The following is a 26,108-nucleotide window of genomic DNA, read 5'->3' as shown; positions in this document are numbered from 1 at the left end:
TTTGATCATGACAACACTTACTCAAACGCCATTGTCTCGTGAACTCAATGACTTTATCGAATTGAACCGAGAAAAAGCTGAATTTGCTTTTGAAGTGTTCCGTGAAACAGGAACAATCACAGCAAATGGAACGGTTAATTTTGTAGAACGTGGGCCTGAAAATACCTTAGTCACTTTTAACTATGCAGGGCCGTGGTCTAAAGATAAAAAAAGCAAAGTGCTTGTGGAGACAATTGATGGTGAAGTTTTATTGGGGAGAAAAAGTGCGGGTGGACGCTATAACAAGCTTTTTAAAGAACATGCAGATGTCACCACAATATCTCATGTACACGCGCCGAATTTAGGTGCTTGGGCTCAAACCCATCGTACTTTACCGATTCGTTATGTGCCTGTGCAGCGTTTCCATTTATTTAAAGAGTTGCCGATTTATATTGATCGCCGTCAGGCAGAAGTCGATTTCATTTTAGATCAACTCAAAATTGATATTGAGTATCGGGCCATCTTAGAAGCCAATGGTGGTGCAACCGTATGGGGTCGTCAAGGTCTACAGGAAACTGCTGAATTTATCTTGTTGCTAGAAGAAGGGGCTCAAATTCAGCTTCTCGCAGAGTTAGTAGGCGGTAGCCGGGAATACGGGCAAGGGGTTTTACATCAGCAATGGAAAATGAGCGGTTTGACTGAAAAAGCAAAATCTCTTGGATTGCTCCCCCTCAATTAGATAAAGATTTAAAAAATAAAGATCGAGAATATTATGGCTGTAAAACTTTTATGGTATCTCACGTCTCCAGATGGGCCATATCCTTGGTTGGAATCAGGGCGGTGGGATACCGATTATGAACACTTGCAACAGATTGCGATTACCGCAGATCGACTTGGTTTTTACGGTTCACTCATGGGTACTAGTGAGTATGAAACACTTGCTGTTGCTGCAAGTTTAATTCCATTTACTGAACGTTTAAAATTTCTGGTTGCACAGCATCCTGGAGAAGTGCAGCCAGCAGTTTTGGCAAAATATGCGCAAACTTTTGATGCATTTTCTAAAGGGCGTTTGTTATTTAATGTCGTTAATGGAAATGATAAAGGTTTGGCAGCTTTAGGTATTCACTATACTCATGATGAGCGTTATGACTTTAGTAAAGAATACTGGACTGCATTTCAGAAAAACTATGTAGGTGATACATCTGGGTTTGAAGGGGAGTTTATTCAAATTGCCCCACGCTTAGAAGGTGGATCTCCAATGTCAAAATGGCGTGGTCCCACTCAAAAACAAGGTGTTCCTTTGTGGGGAGCAGGAACTTCTGCCAAAGGCGTTCAGCATTCTGTTGAACTACTGGATGTGTATTTAAGTTTTGCGAATACGCCGCCATTACTTGGAGAAAAGTTTAGCAAGGTTGCGGCTGAGGCTGCAAAAATTGGCCGAACTTTAGAATTTGGCACTCGATTACAAATTATTGTGCGGGAAACAGAAGAAGAGGCTTGGCAATATGCTCAGTCGTTACTTGACAAGATTGATGTAAATTATGCAATCGAAGCTGTTAAACGACAGCTTCCTCCAAATGAAAGTTTTGAGAGTTATCAAAGTAACAATCCATCTATTCAAAAGAACTTAGAACAATTACGTCGAGGTATTTTGCCTCAAGCTAAAGATTTTGAAATTTATCCTAATGTTTGGACTGGCCCATCTTTATTTGGTTTCGATATTTTAAACCCAGCCGCAGGGACAGCCTTAGTGGGAAGTGCTGAAAATATTGCCAAACGAATTAAAGAATACGAAAGCTATGGCGTATCAGCGTTTATCTTGTCTGGTTTCCCTTTAATTGGAGAAGCCTATCGGGTAGCAGATTTATTGTTTCCGTTATTGGAACTCGATCATGGCTTTGAGTTACCTAAGCTCAATAAAAATTCATCCATTGATTCCCTTTTGAATCAAGAAGTCGTGGTTTAAGGGAGAAGGCATGAATAAAATTACACGTAGAGAACTAATTAAACAGACTGGATTCGGTGTTGGCGCTTTTGCTGCAATTAGCCTTGTCGGGTGCTCTAAACCAGACTCATCGTCTGAGAGTGCTACTGCTGGTACAGCCCAAAATGATACGCCGAAAAAAGGTGGTGTTATCAAAATTGGGGTGATCAATGGTAATCAAGCTGGCAATTTAGATGCACATAAACCTATTGGTATGTCCAGTGCGTTCAGAGGTTGGCCTTTGTATGCAAAATTATGGGAATGGGGCAGAGATATTCAGCCTAAACTCGCACTTGCTGAATTTGCTGAACCCAATAATGACGGAACGAAATGGACCATTCGCCTAAAAAAAGGACTTGAATTTCACCACGGTAAAACCATTACTGCCGATGATGTTATTTTTTCTTTACGGCGCTTAACCGACCCCAAACTTGCCTCACCATTTGCAGCTTATCTTTATTCTTTGCAAAGAGATGCAATTAAAAAGCGCGATGAATACACCGTTGAAATTCCTTTTACTCAAGGAAAAGGGTTGGTTGCTTTACCTGAAGCATGGATGAGCTGGGGTGGCATTGTTCCTACAGATTATGACCCAGTTAAAAATGTCGTAGGGGCTGGACCCTTTAAGCTTGAAAGTTTTACACCGGGTCAGCGTTCACGCTTTGTTCGTTTTGAAAATTACTGGAAAGAAAACCAGCCTTACGCCGATGCGATTGAAATCATTGATTTTAAAGATCAGACAGGGCGTCTTGCTGCCTTGCAATCAGGTCAAATTGATATTGCTTCAGGTGTAAGTGCGGAGCACATTGCTTTAATTCAAGCCAATAAACGACTAAATCTGGTTTCATCTGAAACAGATGCTTGGCAATCATTTGATATGAATACGTCTAAAGCACCGTTCAATGATCCTCGGGTACGACAAGCTTTTCGATTGATTGCTAATAGAGACGATTTGGTGAAACGCGCTTTGGCTGGTCAAGGGCGAGTTGCAAATGACCTTTATTCGTTTAGTGATCCTGTATATGACCATAGCATTGCTCAGCGTAAGCAAGATTTAAATAAAGCTAAAGCTTTACTCAAAGAAGCTGGTTTTAATAACAATTTAACTATCGATTTATATACAGGCCCAGATAGCAATGCGGCATTGGTTTTTGCTCAGCATGCTGCTCAGGCTGGAGTCATCGTTAATGTTAAACAGGTTGAAGCTGCTACTTTTGCGGATGCAGTAAAACAAGATTGGGCATTTAGTACAGGCTCGAACGTTTCACGTCCTTTCTTATTAACAGTCTTGCAAATTGATGGGCCGGGTGCGGCAAATAATAAAACTCGTTTTAAGAACGAGCGCTTTACAGAATTAGTGCATGCGGCATTGCAACAACCCGATTTGGAAAAACGAAAAGTTCTTGTTCATGAAGCACAGCATATTCAGCATGAGCAAGGCGGTTTACTCATTTGGGGCTTTAATAATGTACTTGATGCACATTCGAGCCAAATTGGTGGTGTAACACCTGATCGCACTGGCTTTGCTGCGTGGCGTACAGATGAATTTTGGCGTAGAGGGTAACCGATATGACAATTCAATCCAGTAAAATAGAGGCATCAATCCAACATCCGACAATTGCCAAGTCATTTGAATTTCCTGCGTGGTTACCTTGGTTTTTCACACGTTTGGTATCAGGGGCATTGGTTGTTTTTGTTATTAGCCTCATTGTATTTATTGCCACACAGGCACTTCCATCGGATCCGGCTCGCGTCATTTTAGGTCCAGAAGCACCTGAAGCCACGGTTCAAATACTTCGTGAACAATTAGGCTTGAATGATCCGATATTGGTTCAATACTGGCATTGGTTAAGTCAATTATTAGAAGGGGATTTTGGGCGCTCGATAGATTCTAATGTGCCTGTTTTACAAATTATTCAGAATTATTTTGGTAATACAGTTGCACTCACGAGCCTCGTGATTGTAATTACTGTACCACTTTCAGTCGTGCTGGGTGTGTGGCTATCGCTCCGCCGTGACAGCAAGTTAGATCGGATTATTGTCTCCAGTTCGATTCTGTTTAAAGCAGTGCCGGGGTTTGTGATTGCGATTTGGTTAATGATGTTTTTTTCAACATCGGTTTTACACATATTACCAGCAGCATCGTTATTGATTCCTAATGAGTCGCCTTATAGCCAACTAGAATTTTTAATTTTACCAATTTTCACTTTAGCTTTATCACTCATTCCATATCTGATGCGTTTAGTGCGTGGTTCTATGATTGATGCGCTAGAGTCGGAATATGTGACCTCTGCACGGCTGCGTGGTATTCCTGAGCGACGGATTATCTGGAAACATGTTTTACCGAATGCCTTAGTTCCGGTTGTGCAGGGAACAGCATTGACCATTCGAGTTTTGCTAAGTGGTGCTTTAATTATTGAGGTGGTTTTCAGTTATCCCGGTATTGGTAATGCACTCAATGCAGCAATCGAAATGAGGGATATTCCGACCATTCAAGCGATTGTTTTATTGCTCACCATTTGTGTGGTAGTTGTTAATTTAATTGCAGATTTAATCACGACTTTACTTACACCCAAAATACGAACTGCAAAAAGACATAAAGCACGTTCGCCGGGACGACGTCAGGCGTTACGTTTATGGAAGTCAGGTCGACCAATTACGGTAAAACCTGTCGACCGTCGCAATGCTTTAAAGAATATTCAGCAAGGAGGTGGCAAATGAGCTCACTTCACTGGTACCAAAGAAACTTTTTTCAAACATTAATTCGTGAAAGACAAGTACGTTTTGGATTTGTAGTCACTGCTTTGGTTTTGATTTTTGCACTGGTTGGACCGTTATTTGTTCCATTTGAGCCCACTGCGTTGGTCGGCATGACTTATGGTTCCCCTGAAGGGCGTTCATTTTTAGGTTATGACTATATTGGTCATGATGTTTGGTCACGTGTACTTGCTGGCGGTGCTTCTATTATCTGGATGACGCTAGCCGCTAGTCTGGTTGCATTAATTATTGGTTCTAGTTTAGGCATATTCGCTGCTTTTGCCCGCAATAAGATTGATCAGTTTGTAACTTGGCTGACTGATGTGTTTATGGCCTTTCCAGATCTCATTTTAGTCTTACTTATTGTTTCGATGTTAGGTCGGCAACCTTGGTTGATTGTTTTAACGGTTTCAATTGCTTTTATTCCCGGAGTTATACGTCTTGCGCGAAGCGTTGCAATTAACCTAGTGGAACAGGAATATATCGAAGCTGCCCGAATTCTAGGTTACTCAAAAACCTATATTTTATTTCGTGAAATCTTACCCAATATGTTGACGCCGTTATTGATTCATCTTGGTGTGATGCTGACTTGGGCGGTGGGTATGTTATCGGGTTTGGCTTTTCTTGGTTATGGGGTGGCACCTCCAGCAGCAGACTGGGGACTCATGATTAATGAGAACCGTGCTGGTTTATTAGTTCAACCGTGGGCCGTATTTGCTCCTGTCATTTTAATTGCTTTGTTTGCGCTCGGAACGAATGTATTGGCTGAGGGTGTTGGACGTGCAGCAGCTCGGATTGAGGAAAAATAAGCATGGCAGATACATTTAAAAATACAGTATTGACCGTAACAGATTTAACAGTTGCATTAGTAAACACAGGCAATCACATCGTTTCTAATATTTCATTTAGCTTAAAAGAAGGTGAGGTTCTAGGGCTGGTCGGAGAAAGTGGTTCGGGTAAAACGACATTATCGAGCGCCTTATTGGGCTATGCACGGCATGGCGCCAAAATTATTCAGGGCATAATTGAGTTAGATGATCAAAATATTCTCAGTTTAGATGATCATGCTTTACGTCAGGTTCGTGGTCATAAAATTAGTCATGTTGCCCAAGATCCTGGAACAGCGCTTAACCCAGCATTAAGTATTGGTCAACATTTATTTGAATTATTAGAAGTCCATCAGACACAGTTATCGAGCGCTGAAAAATACCAGAAAGTAGCCAAAATTTTAGATGAAGTGGGGTTACCTCATGATGAGCTATTTCTCAAGCGTTATCCCCATCAACTTTCAGGTGGACAACAACAACGAATTTTATTGGCCTTGGCGTTTTTGCTCCAGCCACGTTTAATTGTTTTAGATGAGCCAACCACCGCCTTAGATGTGACGACGCAGACCTTGGTATTGAACATTATTCGTAAATTATGCCGTGAATATAATGTTGCTGCTATTTATGTATCGCATGACTTAACGGTTGTAAAAGATATTGCAGATCGGGTAATTGTTTTATATTCAGGGCGAATCGCTGAAGATGCAGTATTAACCCAACTATTTGAAACCCCTAAACATCCTTATACGCAAGGTTTACTTAACGCCATTCCAGATGTGGCTATTCGTAAGTATTTATCTCCAATTGAAGGTCATGCTCCTTCACCAAATGAGCGTCCAGCGGGATGTGCTTTTGCAGTACGTTGTGCTTTCGCTACCGAAATATGTCGCCAAAAACAACCCGAATTAACTCAATTAAAAGATGAGTTTGACCCGCATTTTGTTGCTTGTCACCATTCAGATGAAGTCGGTGTGATTAATTTTAAAGAGATTGATCATCCGGTACGTGAATTAGAAAGTGACACAGAAGCATTGTTAAAAGTTGAACATATTAATGCATGGTATGGGCAGCAACAGGCACTTTTTGATATCTCATTTCAATTAAAAAAAGGCGAATGTTTAGCATTGGTCGGCGAGTCGGGGTCGGGTAAAACCACGTTATCCCGTGTTATTGCAGGGTTGAATGAAAATGCAGATGGCCAAATTACATTAGCGGATGAAGTCTTGTCATTGCGCGGGCAACAGCGTCATTTGCAGCAGCGGCATAAACTGCAATATATCTTTCAAAATCCTTATAAGGCCTTAAATCCAGCGCATACGATTGGGCAGACTTTAATAAAGGTGGTGCAGCATTTCTTTGCAGCATCTCGACAAGAAGCCATAGAAAAAGTCGCACAGGTCCTTAAACAAGTCTCTTTGCCTTTACAAGTTCAGGAACTCTATCCAAGAGATTTATCTGGTGGAGAACGACAACGTGTGGCTATCGCACGAGCTTTGCTGTGCCAACCCGATGTTTTGATTTGTGATGAGATTACATCTGCTTTAGATGTTTCCGTTCAGGCATCCATCTTGAAATTACTACAAGACCTTCAGCAGCAAGGTGTGACCTTATTATTTGTGACTCATAACCTAGGGGTTGTTCGTGCAATCGCCGATCGGGTCGCCGTATTAAAAAATGGACATATTGTTGAATACGGTGAAACGGACCAAGTACTCAGTCATCCTCAACATATATATACCAAAACTTTGCTTACACATGCGCCGAGCTTGTTTAAAAACAACGTGCTTGAAGTTTGCGCATAAAAAAAACAGATTTTTCGGAGTTAAAAATGAACGATATTAACCAACGTAATTTTTTAGAATTAGGTAGCGTAAGACATATTCAAAGCGAGCAAGAAGCACTTGATATTGCAAAAGAGGTGGCAAATCAACTGAATCAATTTGCTCAAGACCCAAGTTATAACAAAACGGTGCCTTATGATCAGGCTCGCTTAATTTCAGAAGCTGGTTTAACTGCGATTATTGTACCCAAACAATTTGGGGGCTTAGGCGCCAATATTTCAACGTTGGTCAATGTAGTGAAAATTATTTCATCCGCCGATGGTGGTGTAGGGCAGTTATTACAAATTCACTTCACCATGTTTCGAGGAATTTTAACGGGCTATGACGATGAAATTCGTGATCAATTACTTGCCGATGTATTAAGTGGAAAACGTTTAGGCAATGCACTTGCAGAAGTGGGGGGCAAAGATAAGTTTCAGCATAAAACACGCGTAGAACGAAATGCGGAAGGACGATTAATTTTAAATGGCAGTAAGTTTTACTCTACAGGCTCTTTACTCGCGGAATGGATTTCTTTATTTGCTGGTAGTGATGATGGACCAGTCTCGATTTTAATTCATCGAGATACAGAGGGAGTAGAGTTGCTTGATGACTGGGATGCAATGGGACAAAATAATAGTGTTAGTGGCACTGTTAATTTTAAAGATGTAATTGTTGATGAACGTTATGTTGCTAAGCGAAATACAGGTGGTTTAGGCACGGTTTTACGTACAGGTCTTACTTGGCCTCAGATTTTACATGCTGCAATGGACACAGGAATTGCCAAAGGAGCATTACAAGGCGGGATTGATTATTTACAACATCATGCTCGTCCTTGGGTGGAAAGTGGCGTCGATTCACCGACACATGAATCTCATATTATTAAACAAATTGGTGAGTTTGCTGTTTTGGTCCGTTCGGCTGAGGCATTGTTAGATCGTTCAGCACAGATTTTTGAACAGCATTTGGCAAATGTAGAAGATGAAGACTTACAAACTGAACTGATTTTATCGGTTGCTGCTACACGAAGTCAGTCTGATCATGCATCTTTAAAAATTTCGAGTGAAATTTTTGGATTACTCGGGGCAAGTTCAACCTTGTCAAAGTGGAATCTAGACCGTTTCTGGCGTAATGCACGAACCCATACCACTCACGACCCAATTCGCTGGCGGTTATATCATGTTGGAAATTATTATTTAAATAATATTCCACCTGGTGAATATAATTCTGTGCTTTTAAAGAAGCAGGCGGAGAATGTGACTAAATTTAATAAATAATCTAAATATAGGAATTAAATTTAGGGCTGGTATGTAAAGAGGTTAATACTGCCTCATAATTTAAGATTATTCAGAAGTTTTTTTGTATAAGTTATGCCTTACTTTTCAGGGATGAAAAGTAACAAAAATCCTTTGTTTGGCTGATGGAACATCCATGTTGCCACAGCCAAACGGACGGCATCCATGCCGCCTTTGCACCAGTAAATGTTTTCGTGAGTTTAGATTTTGAGTTGACGCAAGCAAAGGTAATTAATGGTTTAACTAATCTGAGTTCGATCAGAAATATGGTACTCGGAAACGTCATCCTCAATTGTTTGAGACAGGACTCCATTAATAGCGTATTGTTTCTGCGATTCATTAAATGAGCTGATGGTAGTCAACGAGTTTTGCGGTGAGCAGCGATAGCTGCGCAAGATGCCTTTCTTGCGAAGCGTTGCTTCTCATTTGGGCGAAACCAAAGTAACTCCAGCTGAAAGCTAATCCTGAAATTGGGTAAAAACTCGATAAGACTCCGTTAAGATTATTGTTATTAAAGAGATTAATATTATCCATACTGCCTACTACGATAGTTTATGATTACTTGAATTTGGATGCTGAAAATAAAAAAGGCTGTCATCACGACAACCTTTTTTATTTTAAAGTATTAAGCCACTTGAGCTTGAATAGAAATATCCTGTGCAAGCCATTCACGAACATTAATTTGTGCAGGAATAAAGTTCCAGCGATAGAGAAAATCACTCAAGTCTTGTAAGGCAATAATAGAAGTCTCATCAAAGTTAGTGTTCAATTTCAGATGTGCATCTGAACCATAAGCAGCATGAACCCATTGCTCACTACTATTACATTCTTTTGCTAGATAACGATGGGTTTCATCGGCGTGTGCATGTGCCCATTGTTCTGCTTGTAAAACAGCATCGACAATCGATTGTGCTTGCTTTGGATAGTGCGTTAGAAAATCTTCATCGACAGTAAGTGTTCTTGGTGTGCCATTATTGGAGCGTAGAATAGGGTCTGGATGTGAACCAATATCAATAATGGTATGTAGGGCGAAATCATGAGCAATTTGCGCAGCATGTGCACCTTTTAGAAAAATAGCATCGACATCACCTTTAATTAATGCCACGATCTCTGCACTTGCATTAATTTTGTTGCGATTGCCATAAAAACTAGAATCATTTTCTGTAGGCTGTTGTTGCTGTGCGGATAAAATATCTGCTCGTAAACAATCGACTAATTCAAGATCGCTCACCTCCAGATTTACTGTTTTTAAGGCATTTTCTAAACCACGAATAGCCTGTGCACGCGAGAAGTCAATAATTGCATCTTGATTCAGTGGAATTCCAAAACGTTTGCCTTTTAGGTCGGCAACAGTTTTGATGTTTGAATCATAGCGTGTTAACAACAATTGAACTTCATCAGCCCAAGATAAGCCAATCACTTTAGTTTTTTGACCAGATGCATATGCCCAGATTGCAGGAATACTGCCACCATGTCGAACTGAGTTGGCAAGGGTATGGTTAAAATGAGAGTTACGAATATCTTTGGAATTTGATTCCCGAATTGATTTTATTTCAATCTGTTGCTCATTAAACTTTTCTTTGAGCCAACCTTTTTGAATTGAAATGCCTAGGCCTGTTGGTACAGGGCAGCGAGTATACCAAAGTGTGTTTAATGGTTGAGTTTGAAGTGTTGTCATCGTGACATCCTTTTGTGGTTTTTATGCTTTAAAGCAAAATTGATGCCACTCAATAATTTATTGATATTTAATGATTATTTTTGATATCGTTTTTTATGATGTTGATATATCAAATTTTGTTGCGATTACAGCAAATCATTTACGCTAATGTTTTAAAATCAACACCCCCATAAATAGTGAACTATAAAATTGATATAAAACAATAATTTAAAATCTTTTTAGAGATCATTAATTTGGCATGAATCTCGCAATAAAACGGAATCTTAAACTTTTACTATCTTTTATGTTTAAAAATTATCCATTATTACGAAGTTTGGCTTTATATCGTTTTATGCCATTTCGTTTCTTATTGACGGCGACCTTATTTGTGATTGCAAATATAGGGTTAGCACTCCAACAATATTCAATCGGACATGCGATTGATACCTTAAAACACAGTGAGCGAGAAACCTTATTTCAGCATGCTATCTCTGATCCATTAAACCCTTGGTTCTGGTTCATTCTACTTGCGAGTATTGCTGGCATTAGGGCTATTATTCAGTATCTGGCAGGGCTAAGTGCTTTAAGCATTGGTCAGCAATTACTAAGTATTTTAAGAGAAAGAATCTTTAGCCAAGTGCAGCATTTAGATGTTTCATGGCACTGGAAACATGGGTTAGGAGAGGTACTATCTCGAACAACACGTGATTCAGATAAATTAAAAGAAGCTCTTATTAATTTTTGGCGGCAAGTGTTTGAATCAAGTCTTGTTGTGTCGGTAACAGTTGGACTCTTGTGTTGGTATCACCCTTGGCTTGGCCTAGTTCCCTTATTATTTATTTTTTTAGGACTTTGGGTTCTATTTAAACTGACCAATCAATTGGTGGTGCTGGATCATCAAGTCGCATCCGCCTACGAAAAAGTTAGCGATAGCTTAGCAGAAAGCGTGAATGGAATTCGGGTAGTCAAAGCGTTCCAACTCGAAGAAAAACTCTTACAGCGTTTTAATCATGCCGTAGATCTATTTATTCATCACTCTATTCAAACCATAAGCACAAGTGCGAAACGCTTGCCCATTCCTCAAGTGATTATTGCGTGTTCTTATTTATGGGTGATTGGCTTTGGTGCTTATTTAATTGGCCAAAACGAGTTGCAGGTAGGGCAGTTTGTAGCTGCGATACTCATGGCAAATTTATTGGTGTTTCGTATTGAAAGTATTGGGCAGGTCTTACAAATTTTTGCTGATGCTCGCTCTTCGGCAACAAGAATATGGCAAATGCTCGATGAAAAGTCTGTAATTGAAGATCAACCATACCCTTTGCCGTTGCAATGGAGTGATGGGTTAAATATTAGATTAGAAAATGTAAGCTTTCAGGATAAAACAACACAAAAGTTTATTTTAAAGCAGTGTCATGTTGAATTTCATGCAGGTGAAATCGTCACTGTTGTAGGTAAAACTGGCTCAGGTAAAACGACTTTGATGAATTTACTCAATCGGTTTATTGACCCAACAGAAGGGCAAGTCCTGATTGGTTCTGAGCAACAGGGATGGGTCAATATCAAAGATTTAAGCCTGTTTGAATTACGCCATTTGATTCAGATTATTCCCCAAGAAAATTTCTTTTTCAGTGGCACATTGGCAGATAACCTAAGAATTGCTAAGCAAGATGCAACTGAGCAAGAGATGCGAGATGCTTTACATTTAGCTTCCGCATCAGAACTATTACAACGGCTTGATGATGGATTAGGCACTTTGATTGGAGATAAAGGCGTTACTTTATCTGGAGGACAAAAACAGCGGATTGCTTTGGCTCGTTCTATCTTAAAAAACTCGCCAATTTTAGCCTTAGATGACTCAACCAGTGCTTTGGATTCGACTACAGAAAAACAGGTTTTACAACGACTATCAGCGCTTTCTGATATGGGAAATCATTTTAAGAAAACCATCATTATCAATTCTAATAAACAAACCACGATTGCGTTATCTGACCGAATTATTGTTCTAGATCAAGGGCAAATTATTGCCCAAGGCACGCATACTGAATTAGTTCAAGATTGTTTGTTTTATCGAGAGTTGATGGGTTTTGAGTTGCCACAACAGGAGATTGAAGCATGAATACAAGTGTTAAAAATTTCCGTCCATTCGCAAAATCAGCCGATCTACAAATCGAAGAAAATTTGGCAAAGACCTCAATTCATAGAGGGATGTTAACAAAACTTATTCCTTTAATTTATCCCATCCGTTACTTGCTGCTTGCTTTGATTGCAGTAGAAATTTTGCAAGTGATGAGCGTTTTTGTTCGGCCTTGGGTTGTGAAATATATTTTAGATTCAGGCTTTCAACACATTGCTGGGAAAATGGTGCTACATCAGCCCGTTTTATTGATTGCGATTAGCATTTTAACGTTGAGTTGGATTTTTCGTTTTGCCTTAGCGGGGGTATCAAAATATTTGTCAGGTCGAGCAGCTTTGAAAGTTATTAATGGTTTAAGACGTTCTTTGTTCCAGCATATTCAAAGTTTAAATATTGGCTATTTTGACCGTACTAAAGCTGGCAGGATTATTTCACGGGCAGATCGTGATGTGGATACTTTAGAACCTGTTTTAATACAAGGACCACCCGAATTACTTTCAGCAATTTTGCGTTGTGGTCTGGCTTCAGTTCTTCTTTGGCATATCTATCCACCATTTTTCTGGTGCTTATTTGCAACTTTACCAATCTTATTTGGAATGACAGCCTTTTTTAAAAAGTCATCGCAAAAACACTGGGGACGAGTTGCCGAAGAACGCAGTCGATTTACTGCCCATTTGGTTGAAACTGTAAATGGCGCAAAAATCATTCAGCAGTTAAATTACACCGAAACAAATCAATCCCGTTATCAGGATTTATTAAAAGACTTTAATCACTCTATTATTTATGGCAGCAAGCGGACCAGTTGGTTTGCACCCTTTACAGGGTTACTTTCGACTGTAGCCACGGCTGGATTTATTGTCATTGGTAGTTATGCCTATAGTGGTGGGATGATTAGTATAGGGCAGTTTGCAGAGAGTATTTTCTATGTGTTTTTATTCTTGGCTCCCTTACAGGAACTTACCGATCTATTTGAACGTTATGCAAATGGGGCCGCATGTGCGCAACGAATATTTTTACTTTTAGATACGCAATCTAGCATTCAAGAACAACCAAATGCTGTGAAGCTTGAACAATTGAATGGTCATATTCGATTTCAGTCGGTAGATTTTGCCTATACCCATAAGCCCGTTTTACAAAATTTTAATTTGGAGATTGAAGCTGGAAAAATAATTGCGATTGTAGGGCCAACAGGACATGGCAAAAGTACGATTGTTCAGTTGTTAACACGGTTTTATGAACCTCAACAGGGCGGAATTTTTCTAGATCGTTACCCCATCCAAAATATTCATCTTGCCAGTTTAAGGCAGCATGTGAGTATTGTTTTACAAGATAATGTTTTATTTAGTGGAACGATTTTAGATAACTTGCGTCTAGTTCAACCTAATGTTTCAGATCAAGTGCTTATCTCGGCAATTGAAGACTTGGGGGCAGATGAGATTTTGCAACAACTTCCACTAGGGTATTTCACTGAAGTAGGAACCCTCGGTAAAAACCTAAGTCATGGGCAAAGACAGTTGGTTTGTTTGGTTCGTGCATATTTAGCAAATCCTAAAATATTAATCTTAGATGAAGCTACTTCAGCAATCGATATTTATACCGAGCAAAAAATACAATATGCGCTCAGACGCTTATGCCAAAATAGAACATGTATTGTGATTGCACATCGGCTGAGTACGATTCGTGAGGCCGATAAAATTGTCGTGATCGAAAACGGTCATGTTGTAGAGCAAGGTTCACATGAACAGTTAATACAGCAAGAAACAGCATATTTTCAGTTATATCAGTCGTATCTTCAAAATCAACTGGTCTAAACATCTTCGAAATTTGAAACTGTAGTTTTATAAACATTTTTTTGAATCATTGTTTAAATTTAAACAATGATTCTTTTGTTTTAATTAATTAAGTTATTGATAATGAAATATAAAATATTTGGCATTGGCTTTGCTATATCGGTCTAGATCGTTAAGGAAGCTCATATGCGTACATATTTTTCTCAATTTATTATTCAGTCCTCACTTTTTGCACTGAGTGCACTTACTGCTTCAATTGCTTTGGCAAACGACCAAAAGAATTTGTCAGAGAAAGAGGATGTCATCACATTACAATCTGTCGTTGTCACAGGCTCTAGACGGGCAATTAGCAATTCTCTCGATGCACCTGCACCCGTTGATATTTTAACTGCCAAAGAGTTACAAGAGACTGGTGCAACTGATCTTGCAGCAGCATTAACACGATTATCTCCTTCGGTGACTTTACCGAGTTCTCCAGCAGGTGGGTTTGGGGCATCGGTTCCGCCAAGTATTGCACTTAGAGGATTATCTGCTGATCAGACTCTAATTTTAATTAATGGAAAACGTCGACATACATCAGCGTATTTCACCCGTCAAGCCTATGCAGGCGGAAGAGGCGCGGCGGTAACTGACTTAAGTTTAATTCCAGTAAGTGCGATTGAACGTATAGAAATTTTACGGGATGGTGCTGCTGCACAATATGGTTCAGATGCAATCGCCGGCGTGGTTAATATTATTTTGAAATCACGAGATCATGGCGGTGGAGTGAGCTATCAAACAGGTGGCTATACTCAAGGAGATGGTGAACAACATAAAGTTAATCTTTGGAAAGGTTTTGCATTACCTAATGATGGTGCGTTGACGGTTGCATTAGATTTAGGCAAACGTGAAGCTGCAAGTAACACGGCCCCAGATACGCGAACTTTTTATGATGGTTCAACCAAGGCTCAATATACAGAACAAAATACACCCTATAGAACTTGGAAATTTGGTTCACCAGAACAAAAAGATCAAATCAATCTGACTGCCAATCTAGATTTACCTTTGACAGATGACGTTGCACTTTATGGCTTTAGTAGCTACGGACACCGTAAAACGATAGGGGAAAACTTTTATGAGCCGCCAACAACCAAAACAGTACTGAATCAATCCAGCTATTTTAAAGAACGTTATCCAGATGGGCGCTCGCCATTAAGCTTAGTCACTGTAGATGATTTTGCAACCACAGTTGGAGTTAAAAAGGGAGAGCAAGCGTCAGGTAAATATGATCTTTATGCGACCTATGGACAAAATAAAGTCAGCACAGAACAAGGCAATGGCATTAACCCAAGTTACGGGCCAAATTCTCCTTCAAACTATGACTTGGGTGAAAATATTTTTTCGCAATTAAATACAGGGCTAGATTATAGCCGTGATATTGCAATTGATTGGTTAGCAAGCCCACTCACGTTGTCTACAGGGGTTTTATATCGTTGGGAACAATATAAGCAAAATGCAGGTGATCCAATTGCCTATACCCGAGGCCCATATTTCAATCCAAGCACAACGTTAGGAGTTGGTGTTCCGGGAATATATGCCGGAATTACAGACCAAGATGAACGAAAAATTAGTCGCGATGTTTACGGTATCTATCTAGATTTAGAAGCTGATATTATTAAAAACTTGAATGTCGGTGCCGCTGTTCGAAGTGAAAAATATTCAGACTTTGGTTCGACAACAAACGGAAAATTATTTGCCAAATATGATGTATCACCTAAATTTACGGTACGTGGTTCAGTAAATACAGGCTATAGAGCGCCGTCATTGGCACAGCAGGGATATTCAGCTTATAGCGTACAAACGGTACAGACCCCTTCAGGTTGGCAAGATGTGCAACAAAGAACTTTAGTTGCGGGCAGTGAGGCAGCTTTACTGATTGGTGGAACTTCTCTTAAACCCGAGAAATCGACGAATTACTCTTTAGGTTTTGTTTGGAAGCCTCTTGCCAATACATCGGCAACTTTAGACCTTTATCAAATCGATATTAAAAATCGTATTTTGCTTTCAGACAATATTACTGGAAGTGTAATTACCAATGCTTTTGCCAATACACCGTATTCAAATATTGCCAATGTGGCATTCTTTAATAATTTACTAGATACACGTACTCAAGGCTTAGAGCTCGCACTTAAGCATGATTTAAACCTTGAACAATATGGCAAGTTAAATCTGAATCTCGGTCTGGCATATAACAAAAATGAAATTACCGAAAGTAGAGATTCTATTACCGCAAAAGGTGAACGAATTCCTGTTTCAAGCATTGCAGGACGAAATACACAAAGCCTTATTGAATCTGCTGCACCGAAAACAAAGCTAACGCTTGGCGCATTTTGGTCAAATCAAGCATGGAGCGTGAATACAGCAGTCCGTCGCTACGATAAATGGACCACTTTAAATAATACCAATACTGCACTGGACCAAACCTTTGACCCTCAATGGATTGCAGATTTGGATATTGGCTACAAAGCGGATGCATTCGTGAAAGGCCTGAAATTCAATTTAGGGGCGATCAACTTATTTAATAGCCATCCTGATCAAGCCAAAGATTCCTCGGTCGGCAACATCGTCAAATACAGTTTTAATGCGCCTGAAGGAGCATTTGGAACATATTTATATGGCCGAGTAAGTTACGAATTTTAAATCAAAAATGATGAAACAAATTTTAAGGTAAATGACAATGCAACATACTTTTTTATCAACGTTATGCAAGTTTTCTTTAATCACAACGGTGTTAACTTCGAGTTGTTTGGCAAATGCTCAACAAGCTCCAGCGCCTAAAGATCAATATGGAGATGGCCGAGTTTCTGAGTTTTACGCATGGAAATCAATTATTCCAAATCAAGCTGGAAAATTATTAAAAACAGAAGCTATTCATAATCCTTATATTCGCTTGGCAAATGACAGTCAGGCTATCCGGATCCTCTACAGTTCTACAAGTGGTAAAGATAGCAAAACACCTATTGTGGTTTCAGGAAGTATTCACTTACCAAAAGGAACGCCTCCTAAAGAAGGTTGGCCAGTGGTGTTATGGGCACATGGTACGGTCGGTTTGGCAGATGCTTGTGCGCCGTCTTGGAGTGGACGATCATACCGAGATGTACAATATCTAAACCGTTGGCTTAAAGAAGGATTTGCTGTCGTTGCCACAGATTATGAAGGGTTAGGTGTTGCAGGACCGCATTTGTTAATTAATAACCCAATGCTGGCTTATAGTATTTTAGATAGTGGTAGAGCTGCTTTAAAAACCAAGTTACCCCTTGCAAATAAGTTTGTGATTGTTGGTCAATCTCAAGGAGGTGCTGGAGCTGTTGCGGCTTCCTCTTATTCGGCAACGTATGCACCTGACTTAAATATTAAAGGTTCAATTGGTACAGGCGTGATTTATCAAGATCCTGAAGCGACGCCTGAAAAAAATCAGTTAAAGTTAAATCCTTACGAAGTGAGTCCATCACTCGCTTATGGCATCTATAGTTTTTTAGTGACACAAAGTTTATATCCAGAAATTAAAACAGAAGATATTTTCACGCCTGAAGCTGCTCCTTTAGTTGAACAAGCAAGAAATGCCTGCTTAACAAGTTTTATGGGAGATATTCAGACCGTAGGACTTTCGCCAGCACAAGCATATAAACCTAATCCGCCTGCAAGCTATAAAAAGCTGCAAGAGAAACAGTCAAATGATTATGGTTATTACCTTACATTAAAAATCAGTCACCCATTATTTATTGGAACAGGGGCAAATGACCGAACACCAGATGCTCGTTCTCAAATGAAGCTGGTGGCAGATGCTTGTAAAGCAGGTACAGTAGTCGAAGGTCATTTGTATCATGGCCTAGGACATAGCGAAACTGTTAATGCCTCATTAAAAGATTCAATTCCGTTTGCTAAAAAGGTGATTGCGGGAGAGAAAATTCAGGCTATTTGTAAACCTGACTTGCAATAAAAGATGGAATAAAAATTTTCTCACTAAAGAAAATCCTTATTTTAAAAAGCCGCTCTTTAAAAATATTGAATGAGCGGCTTTATGCTTTAAATATTTAAGCGATTTATTTTAATCTTTTGGCTGCCTCTTCACGTACAGCGGGGATGATATAACGACCATAATCGACCGTATCATAGATAGGATCGTAGCCACGATTTAAAAAGGTCGTCACCCCTAAATCTACATAATCAAGCAATGATGCAATAATGGTGTCTGGCGTACCAACTAGGGCAGTCGTATCGCCATAAGCCCCTACAGCAGTTGCAGTTGGCATCCATAATGCGCGGTCATGTCGATCACCTTGCTGTGCAGCTGCCAATAAACGCTGTGAACCGATGCCTTTGATTTTATGTCCTGATAATGTGCCGTTATTTTGAAAAGTAGGATTATTTTGAATGTCTGCAAGAATCTGTTCTGCTCGTTGCCAAGCAAGTTCTTCGGTTGCACCAATAATAAGACGTACAGATAAGCTAACAGGAGGCTGCGGTTTATTGGCTTTTTCTGCTGCGAGCTTCAATTTAGTAATTTGCTCTTTTACTCCAGCCAGTGGCTCACCCCATAGTGAATACAGGTCTGCATGGCGGACTGCAATATCATAAGCAATATCTGATGAGCCACCGAATGAAATCGGGATTGTACCGTTGACTGGCTTTAACGGGCAAAAAGCATTATCTAACTTAAAGTATTTACCTTCATAGCTAATCGGTTGATCGCTTTTCCAAAGTTTCTGGATGATATCTAGATATTCACCCGTCCGCTCATAGCGCTGAACTTTATCAACAATATAATCGCCCTCTTGAGGCTCAGCTGTAATTCCAGTAATTGCATGTAAACGTATTCTTCCACCGCCCGTAGTATGGTCAAGCGTAGCAAAAGAACGCGCAGCAAGATTTGGTGTTACAAGTGCAGGACGATGGGCAATCATAAACCCGAGTTGCTCAGTATGCTGTGCCAGATAAGCTGCGATTTGCGCGCTATCTGGACTGCTTGGCCCGCTAGCAATTAAGACTTTATCAAAACCCGCATATTCATGCGCACGTGCATGGTAACGTAAATATTCGAGGTCAATTTTATGGCCAATACGTGTTCCTTTGGTTTCAGACCATTGGTTGGGAAAAACCATACCAACAAATTCGATGCTCATTATTAAACCTATTTTGTGAATTTTAAATGAATGAGCAAAATAAATGCCAAGCTTTATGCCTATATAAATCAAATATTGTAGTGGTTTATAATTATTTTAATGTTTGGATTTAATCAAAAAGATAACATTGTGTTTGAGAAGCAACATATCATAAAAAGAGAATTGTGTTGATTTTTAATTTATAAGAGAAAATATTTTTAGAATAAAATAGGTGAATTTTGGATTAAATATCTTTATTTATTATTTATTAAAAAACACCCTGAAATGTAATATAGCCTTTTAGAATGCTTATATCATAAGTTTTATGGGGCAATTATGAAGACCTTTTTAGATAATGATTATAAAGTAATTACTTTGCCTGATAATGGTGTTCCTGTAAAACCAATAAGAGCAAAAGCAATTATCTTTTCAGATCAGAACTCCCGTAAATTATTAAATCAAGTGGAAACGATTGCTCCAAGCTCTGCCAGTGTCATCATTCAAGGTGAATCTGGAACAGGTAAAGAGTTAATTGCACGTGAAATTCATTTGAAAAGTGATCGTAAAAATAAGCCTTTTCTTGCAGTCAATTGTGGTGCTTTAGTCGAGACCCTTGCTGAGTCTGAACTGTTTGGCTATGAAGCTGGGGCTTTTACGGGTGCAAACAAAACACGAGCTGGTATTTTTGAAACGGCGGATGGTGGCACTTTATTTTTAGATGAGGTGGGTGAGTTACCACTATCCTTACAAGTTAAGCTGTTAAGGGTATTGCAAGAAAAAGAAGTCGTACGTGTGGGTGGTCGAAAACCGATCCCAATTAATGTCCGTATTTTGTCGGGGACGCATGTCGATTTACGTAAAGCTGTAGCAGAAAATAAGTTTCGTCTAGATTTATATTATCGCTTGAATGTTGTCGTGCTTAATATTTTGCCATTGCGTGAACGTAAAGGAGATATTTTACCTCTGGTTGATTTCTTCTTAAGTTCATACTCTCAAAAGCTCATTACCACTAAGCCGAATATCAGTGATAGAGCAAGAAATGCGCTGCTGAACTATAGTTGGCCTGGCAACATTCGTGAGTTAGAAAACAATATCCATTATGCTTTACTCGTGAGTGGCGGTAAAACAATTGATCTTGAGCACTTAAGATTTTCTGAGGAAACGGGTTCCGCTGTGTTAGCAGACAATGATCTTATTCAAGAATTTGAGAATATCTTAAAGCGTCTTTTTCAGGAATATGATGGGGAAGCATGGCATATTATTGAAGATAAAATTGTAAATACTGCATTTTCAAGTTGCTGGAATAATCAGGTTAAGACCGCAAAAATGTTAGGTTTATCGCGTAATGTTTTGCGTAATCTTTTATCAAGATATAACTTACTACCTAATAAGAATGAAAATGAAATCGCTTAATGATTTTACATAGAAAAAACATCCATTTTTTAATGGATGTTTTTTTGCGTTGTGAATTTTGTGACCCATAAACCCAATTCAAAAAGCAGCCACATTGGGACTGCAAGAGCAAGCATGCTAAAAACATCAGGAGGGGTAATAAACATTGCAATAAAAAAGAAGAATACAATGATGTGTTTGCGATGCGCTTCTAACTGTTGAATAGAAATAAGGCCAATAAAAATAAGAATATAAGTTAAAACTGGAATCTGAAATGCCAGACCAAAAGCAAGAAATAGCTTTAAACAAAAATCTAAATAGCTATTAATGTCCGTCATGGGTAATACATTGTCTGGTGATGCCAATACGAAAAACTTTAAAGCGAGTGGCAAAATTAAAGTATAGGCAAACACAATTCCTAAATAAAATAGAAGGTTACTCGAAAGCACAAGTGCTATACCGAATCTTTTTTCTTTTTGATAAAGTGCGGGAGCAACAAATTGCCAAAATTGATAAAGAATAAAGGGAATACTTAATAAAATCGCAAAATAAATATTGAGTTTAAAAGGTGCTAAAAATGTACTCATGACATCTGTTGCAATCATGGAGGAATTGCTAGGAAGCAATGAAATTAAAGGGTGAGCAAGAAAATGATAGTTCTTCTGAGCAAGCGGAAGTAATAATAAAAAAATCGCTAAAACAATACTAATGCTATAGATCAGCCGTTTTCTTAATTCTTTTAAATGTTCGCTATATTTCATTTCAGTGAGGCTTTCACTGACAATATGTTCCGTCATGCGGCTTGGTCCTCACTGAATTTATTGGCTGTTTTTTAAAATGAGCTAAAAATGGTGTCTTTAACTCATCTGAACGGGTATAGATATAGTCATTGATGCGCCGTGCTTTGTTTTTTTGTTCCACAGAAACAGATGTTTGTACATTTTCAATTTCTTGTTGCATAAGAGCGAGTTGTTGTTTGAGCTGCTCTTCATTTTGTTTTATTTTTTGCAGCTCTTCTTGCATGACTCTTTTAAGCTCGATTAGGTCAAGTTCGTTTTCAATATCATTTTGAATTTTACTAATTTGGTTTTTAACTGCTCTATATTTTAGGAGGACTGATCTTAACGTGTGAGGAAGCTTTTCAGGTCCTAAAATAATAAGCGCAATAATCGCAAAAGCTAATAACTCTCCAAAACTGATATTAAACATAATAATAAATCACTCATATTTTATTTTGTTTTTCATTATGTGATTCGAGTGGGCTAATATCTTTGTATTGCTGGTTTTGCAATAATTTTTGATCATCAGAATTAACCGAGTCTTTAAAATCTTTAATTGCACCACCTAAGTCTTTACCTAGATTTTTTAACTTTGAAGTTCCAAACAATAAAATAACAACAACTGCGAACAGTAAAATATGCCAAATAGATAAACCCATTTTCTTCATCCTATATTATCTAAAATAAAAAATATTAATATCACGATATTATCTGTTTCCTAAATCATATTAATATCGATCAATATTCAAATTAATTATGCAGTGTGATCCAGCATATTAAGTGCCTGATTACGGAAACCAAATAACAGCTCACTTTCTTTATGTCGAGGATGAGCTAACGGAACAGGAATAATTTCTTTAATTTTTCCTGGTCGAGCCGACATCACAATCACACGATCTCCGAGATAGACAGCTTCTTCAATGTCATGAGTCACTAAAATCATGGTGATTTTTTCGTGTTGCCAAATACGTTGAAGTTCAGCTTGTAAATGACTACGTGTTATCGCATCTAAAGCGCCAAAAGGTTCATCCAAAAGTAAAATATCAGGTTTATTGACGAGTCCACGGGCAATTGCAACACGTTGTGCCATGCCACCCGAAAGCTCATGTGGATAAGCCTTTTCAAAACCCTTTAGCCCGACAATTTCTATGTGTTCATTTACCCGTAAATTTCTCTCTTCACGGGTGAGAGGAGTTTCTTCAAGCGCTAAATGGATATTTTCAAAAACAGTAAGCCATGGAAGTAATCGGTGTTCTTGAAAGATAAGACCTCGCTTTAAATCTGTGCCTTTTATCTGAGTTTGATTCAGTAAAATTTCACCCTCATAGTCCTGATCTAATCCAGCAATAAGACGTAGTAGTGTTGATTTTCCACAGCCACTACTGCCAACAATTGAGATAAATTCGCCTTGCTCAATGTTAAGATTAATACCATCTAAAACGGTCAAAGTATTTTGATCACGCTGAAAAGATTTATTGAGTTTTTTGATAGAAAGTAGAGAGAAAGACATATTAATTTCCGATGTTATTTTTTAAATTAAAGATTAGGCACGCCATTGCAGAAGGCGTTTTGAAATAAGATGAATGATTGTCGTCATAAAGGCCCCGCAAAGGGTAACTGTGATGGCGCAAACCAACAAAATATCCATTTCAGCATTAATCTCGGCTTTCATCATTAAGTTGCCTAGACCTGCACCGGCATTGAATAGCAACTCACTTGCTGTGGTGGTGATCCAAGTAAATGGCACAGCTAAATTTAAGCCGGTTAAAATATGGGGTAGCGCTTGTGGAAGGCTTATTTTTTTAAATTTGCGCCAGAATGAAAATTGATAAATACGTGCGATCTCATCGTATTTTGTATCATTGTGGCTAAGGCCCTGAAACGTATTGATCACTAATGGAAAAAACGAGGCAAGCGCGATAATAAAGATTTTTGCTTCTTCTCCATTGCCAAACCATAAGGCAATTAAGGGTGTTAAGCCCAGTAACGGTACTTGGCGAATACTGTTAAATATTGGAGAAACTAAAGCATTTAAAACTTTTGAATAGGCAAGCAAAGTCCCTAAAATTAAACCGCTTATCGAACCTAAGATAAATCCTATTCCAGCTTTTTTAAGACTTCCCCACGTGTTTAGCCACAATTCACCGGTTTCAAGCAATTTAATAAATGCGAAATAAATGTTTTGTAAGGGAACAAATGCATAGGCATGACTGGCGCCTAAGCTTGAGTTGTATTGCCATAAGCCTAATAAAAATAATGGCAGTACCAAGCCTTGTACTAAAATAATTGGCCGTTGCCATGTTTGTTTCAAAGTAATTGAACGTTGAGACATTATTTATCCCTCGAACTGAGTGCAGGTGAGATAAAGCATTGTTCTACTAACCGTAAAACTTTATCTAAACCAAAGCCGACCACACCTGTGATAAACACACCGACCATCACGACATCCAAGCGCAACATTTGACGTCCTAGCTCCATCATTTGCCCAATACCCGTTCCAGCAGCCAGTAGTTCAACGGCAACTAAAATCAACCATGCACGACCAAGTGCAATTCGTAGCCCACTAATTAAAGGTGGGAGTATTGATGGAAGAACAATAAGCCTGAGCCAAGCACGTGTTTTAAGTTGGTAGATTTGCCCTAATTCAATATATTTTTTAGGAATATTCTTGACTGCATCAGCAGTTGCTAAAGCAATTGGAAAAAAGCAGGCTTTAATAATCAGTAAAATTTTAAATAACTCCCCAATTCCAAAAACTAAAATAAAAATGGGAATAAGGACAAAGATCGGAATTTGATAAAGAACGTTGAATAAAATATAGGTGTAATTACGGAACGTTGTGTTTGCTCCATAGGCAATACCAAAAGCAATTGCACTGATTGCGGCGATAGAAAATCCCAAAAACAGACGAGAAAGACTATCTTTGAGATGCATTTGAAGCTCACCACTTTGTAACAACGCAATGAAGGTATTCCAGACAGTTTTAGGCGGCACCAAAATTTGGGTAGGGAAAACTTGTAAAGAACTAATCAACTGCCAAATGAGTAATACTAATAAGGGTGAAATCACAGAGAGCAGCCCGTACACTTTTTTAGAAGAGAACTTGTTCCGAAGTGGGGTTTTAAATAAATCATTATTTTGCTCAATAAGTGGCTTTACTAGTATTTTCATGGTCTAGTTTCCCTGCTTATTGGAGGCATGATTAGATTGTAAATTTTGAATCGCTTGGCGGGTAAACTTCGGATTCAACAGCTCATCTGCTTTGATTGGTGTTTGAATAAGCTGATTTTTCACAGCATGATCAATGACTTTTGAATAATGCTGTTTAAGAAAGTCAACTTGATAGTCTGGAGACCAGTCTTGTTGCCATGTGCTTGCCGTGTTCTGGCTTTCACGTTGAATCACACTAAGCGGTTGACCAAACTTAGTTTGGCTTTGCTGAAACTCATCTTGATGGTGCGCAATCCAATCCATTGCACGTACTGTCGCATCAGCAAGTAATTGTGTGGTATCTGGATGTTGCTCAATATAACTTTTGCTACCCCAGAGTTCGGCACGCATTTTCCAATCTGCGGGCAAAGATTGTGATGACCAAATAATTTTACCCAAATGGCGGTCTTGTAAAGTAAGCGCATCGCTTAAGGTAAAAAAGGCATCTACACTTTTAGCAGATAAAGCAGCAGCCCCAGCTTGCGGGTTTAAATTCACAATTTGAAAGTCTTTTAGGCTTAATCCTTTACTTTGTATGAGTTGCCCAAAGTTAATTTCCCACGGGCGGCCACGATGTAATGCAATTTTTTTACCTTTTAATTCTTCAATAGATTTAATAGGTGAATTTTCTGGAACAATAAGGTAGACGTTATTACCGATACCTCCGGGTACAACAATTTGTGTTTTAACGCCTGTGGCATTAAGGACTACAGCAGGAAGGTTTCCATAAAAAGCAAAATCGATTTTATTATTTAGAAAACTTTCATTAACCAAAGTCGCTACAGCAGCAGTGGTCACTGGTTCCCATTTCAATTCAATGTGATTTTGCTTTAATGCTTTTAGAAAAATTTGATCTTGTGAAATCAGTTGTGGCACACCAATAAAGTCCAAACTACCCGAAGTGCCATTGGCAACGACTGCAATTCGGAGTTGTTGCTGTTCAGACTGTTTTGGGGTGGACTCTTCGGTTTTTTGTGCGCCACAAGCAACAAGACCCAAAAAACTGAAACCTAAAAGTAGACGTGGAAAAATACGCATATCATCATAAGAATTAAAAAATATATGGGTATAGAGCAAAAACCAAGCCAATAAAATTATTGTAAATAAATCAATAAATTATATTTTTTTTAAAACTATTATTGAGGTTAAATACCGTAGTTATGTTGTGATTGGGACACTTGTTATTGTTTAAGTGTTGGAATATCAACACAGCATTTAAACTCATTTTTTTAATATTTATATAAAACAGCACCATAGCTGAAAATTAATTTAAAAAAATATCGGCATGATTCCTGCTCTAAGACCTCTAACGAATTAAATATCGTCAAATCTTTAAATTATCG

General features: G+C 38.7%; 20 protein-coding genes and 1 pseudogene. 12 read left to right on the top strand and 9 right to left on the bottom strand.

What is annotated here, in order from left to right; translation table 11 throughout:
• Positions 1-7: 7 nt before the first annotated feature.
• The 7 genes from AC07M3_RS01370 to AC07M3_RS01340 are packed head-to-tail and all read left to right on the top strand — an operon-like array spanning position 8 to position 8,644.
• Entirely contained in the window at positions 8-718 is a 711-nt protein-coding gene (locus AC07M3_RS01370) for a class II aldolase/adducin family protein (protein ID WP_045432357.1), read from the top strand.
• A 33-nt stretch (positions 719-751) separates the two neighbouring features.
• Complete coding sequence (locus AC07M3_RS01365; RefSeq protein WP_494566303.1) at positions 752-1,945, top strand: LLM class flavin-dependent oxidoreductase; 1,194 nt, start codon at positions 752-754, stop codon at positions 1,943-1,945.
• Positions 1,946-1,955: 10 nt separating this feature from the next.
• Positions 1,956-3,527: an ABC transporter substrate-binding protein gene (locus AC07M3_RS01360; RefSeq protein WP_494566302.1), complete on the top strand. Its 1,572-nt coding sequence runs from the start codon at positions 1,956-1,958 to the stop codon at positions 3,525-3,527.
• Between the two features lie 5 nt (positions 3,528-3,532).
• A complete protein-coding gene (locus AC07M3_RS01355) occupies positions 3,533-4,684 on the top strand; it encodes an ABC transporter permease (protein WP_494566301.1) in 1,152 nt (383 codons plus the stop codon).
• Positions 4,681-5,529: an ABC transporter permease gene (locus tag AC07M3_RS01350; RefSeq protein WP_416715446.1), complete on the top strand. Its 849-nt coding sequence runs from the start codon at positions 4,681-4,683 to the stop codon at positions 5,527-5,529. The genes AC07M3_RS01355 and AC07M3_RS01350 overlap by 4 nt, the downstream gene beginning before the upstream one ends.
• A 2-nt stretch (positions 5,530-5,531) precedes the next feature.
• Complete coding sequence (locus AC07M3_RS01345) at positions 5,532-7,349, top strand: ABC transporter ATP-binding protein (protein ID WP_494566300.1); 1,818 nt, start codon at positions 5,532-5,534, stop codon at positions 7,347-7,349.
• Positions 7,350-7,375: 26 nt separating this feature from the next.
• The gene (locus AC07M3_RS01340; protein WP_494566299.1) at positions 7,376-8,644 is read left to right on the top strand and encodes an acyl-CoA dehydrogenase family protein; all 1,269 of its coding nucleotides are present in this window, start codon (positions 7,376-7,378) and stop codon (positions 8,642-8,644) included.
• A 643-nt stretch (positions 8,645-9,287) separates the two neighbouring features.
• Here the strand turns inward: AC07M3_RS01340 and AC07M3_RS01335 are convergent.
• Entirely contained in the window at positions 9,288-10,340 is a 1,053-nt protein-coding gene (locus AC07M3_RS01335) for an ABC transporter substrate-binding protein (protein WP_494566298.1), read from the bottom strand.
• Positions 10,341-10,623: 283 nt separating this feature from the next.
• Between AC07M3_RS01335 and AC07M3_RS01330 the strand changes: the two genes are divergently transcribed.
• The 4 genes from AC07M3_RS01330 (at position 10,624) to AC07M3_RS01315 (ending at position 18,222) form a co-directional block, all read left to right on the top strand.
• The gene (locus AC07M3_RS01330) at positions 10,624-12,435 is read left to right on the top strand and encodes an ABC transporter ATP-binding protein (RefSeq protein WP_494566297.1); all 1,812 of its coding nucleotides are present in this window, start codon (positions 10,624-10,626) and stop codon (positions 12,433-12,435) included.
• Complete coding sequence (locus AC07M3_RS01325; RefSeq protein WP_494566296.1) at positions 12,432-14,264, top strand: ABC transporter ATP-binding protein; 1,833 nt, start codon at positions 12,432-12,434, stop codon at positions 14,262-14,264. The genes AC07M3_RS01330 and AC07M3_RS01325 overlap by 4 nt, the downstream gene beginning before the upstream one ends.
• Before the next feature lie 165 nt (positions 14,265-14,429).
• Positions 14,430-16,922 (top strand): TonB-dependent receptor plug domain-containing protein, encoded by a 2,493-nt coding sequence (locus AC07M3_RS01320; RefSeq protein ID WP_494566295.1) that lies wholly within the window; start codon positions 14,430-14,432, stop codon positions 16,920-16,922.
• Positions 16,923-16,959: 37 nt separating this feature from the next.
• Positions 16,960-18,222, top strand: a complete 1,263-nt coding sequence (locus AC07M3_RS01315; RefSeq protein ID WP_494566294.1) for a lipase family protein — start codon at positions 16,960-16,962, stop codon at positions 18,220-18,222.
• A gap of 103 nt (positions 18,223-18,325) precedes the next feature.
• Here the strand turns inward: AC07M3_RS01315 and AC07M3_RS01310 are convergent, their stop codons facing one another.
• Complete coding sequence (locus AC07M3_RS01310) at positions 18,326-19,405, bottom strand: LLM class flavin-dependent oxidoreductase (protein WP_494566293.1); 1,080 nt, start codon at positions 19,403-19,405, stop codon at positions 18,326-18,328.
• A gap of 315 nt (positions 19,406-19,720) precedes the next feature.
• Between AC07M3_RS01310 and AC07M3_RS01305 the strand changes: the two genes are divergently transcribed.
• Complete coding sequence (locus tag AC07M3_RS01305; protein ID WP_465082423.1) at positions 19,721-20,797, top strand: sigma-54 interaction domain-containing protein; 1,077 nt, start codon at positions 19,721-19,723, stop codon at positions 20,795-20,797.
• 29 nt (positions 20,798-20,826) lie between these two features.
• Here AC07M3_RS01305 and tatC read toward each other — a convergent pair whose 3' ends face one another.
• The 7 genes and pseudogenes from tatC to AC07M3_RS01270 form a co-directional block, all read right to left on the bottom strand.
• The gene (gene tatC, locus AC07M3_RS01300) at positions 20,827-21,573 is read right to left on the bottom strand and encodes a twin-arginine translocase subunit TatC (protein ID WP_494566292.1); all 747 of its coding nucleotides are present in this window, start codon (positions 21,571-21,573) and stop codon (positions 20,827-20,829) included.
• Positions 21,570-21,985: pseudogene (gene tatB / locus AC07M3_RS01295) on the bottom strand (Sec-independent protein translocase protein TatB). The gene tatC and the pseudogene tatB overlap by 4 nt, the downstream one beginning before the upstream one ends.
• Positions 21,986-21,998: 13 nt before the next feature.
• Positions 21,999-22,214, bottom strand: a complete 216-nt coding sequence (locus AC07M3_RS01290) for a Sec-independent protein translocase subunit TatA (RefSeq protein ID WP_494566291.1) — start codon at positions 22,212-22,214, stop codon at positions 21,999-22,001.
• 95 nt (positions 22,215-22,309) lie between these two features.
• Positions 22,310-23,065, bottom strand: a complete 756-nt coding sequence (locus tag AC07M3_RS01285; RefSeq protein ID WP_494566290.1) for an ABC transporter ATP-binding protein — start codon at positions 23,063-23,065, stop codon at positions 22,310-22,312.
• A gap of 33 nt (positions 23,066-23,098) precedes the next feature.
• A complete protein-coding gene (locus AC07M3_RS01280; protein WP_494566289.1) occupies positions 23,099-23,887 on the bottom strand; it encodes an ABC transporter permease in 789 nt (262 codons plus the stop codon).
• Entirely contained in the window at positions 23,887-24,726 is an 840-nt protein-coding gene (locus tag AC07M3_RS01275; RefSeq protein WP_494566288.1) for an ABC transporter permease, read from the bottom strand. The genes AC07M3_RS01280 and AC07M3_RS01275 overlap by 1 nt, the downstream gene beginning before the upstream one ends.
• A gap of 3 nt (positions 24,727-24,729) precedes the next feature.
• Positions 24,730-25,803, bottom strand: coding sequence for an ABC transporter substrate-binding protein (locus tag AC07M3_RS01270; protein WP_494566287.1), 1,074 nt, complete (start codon positions 25,801-25,803; stop codon positions 24,730-24,732).
• Between the last annotated feature and the right edge of the window lie 305 nt (positions 25,804-26,108).

This window comes from Acinetobacter sp. GW821-FHT09D10 (assembly GCF_059416285.1).
The sequence above is the reverse complement of the archived record's forward strand: the minus strand, read 5'-3'. Positions and strand labels throughout refer to the sequence as shown.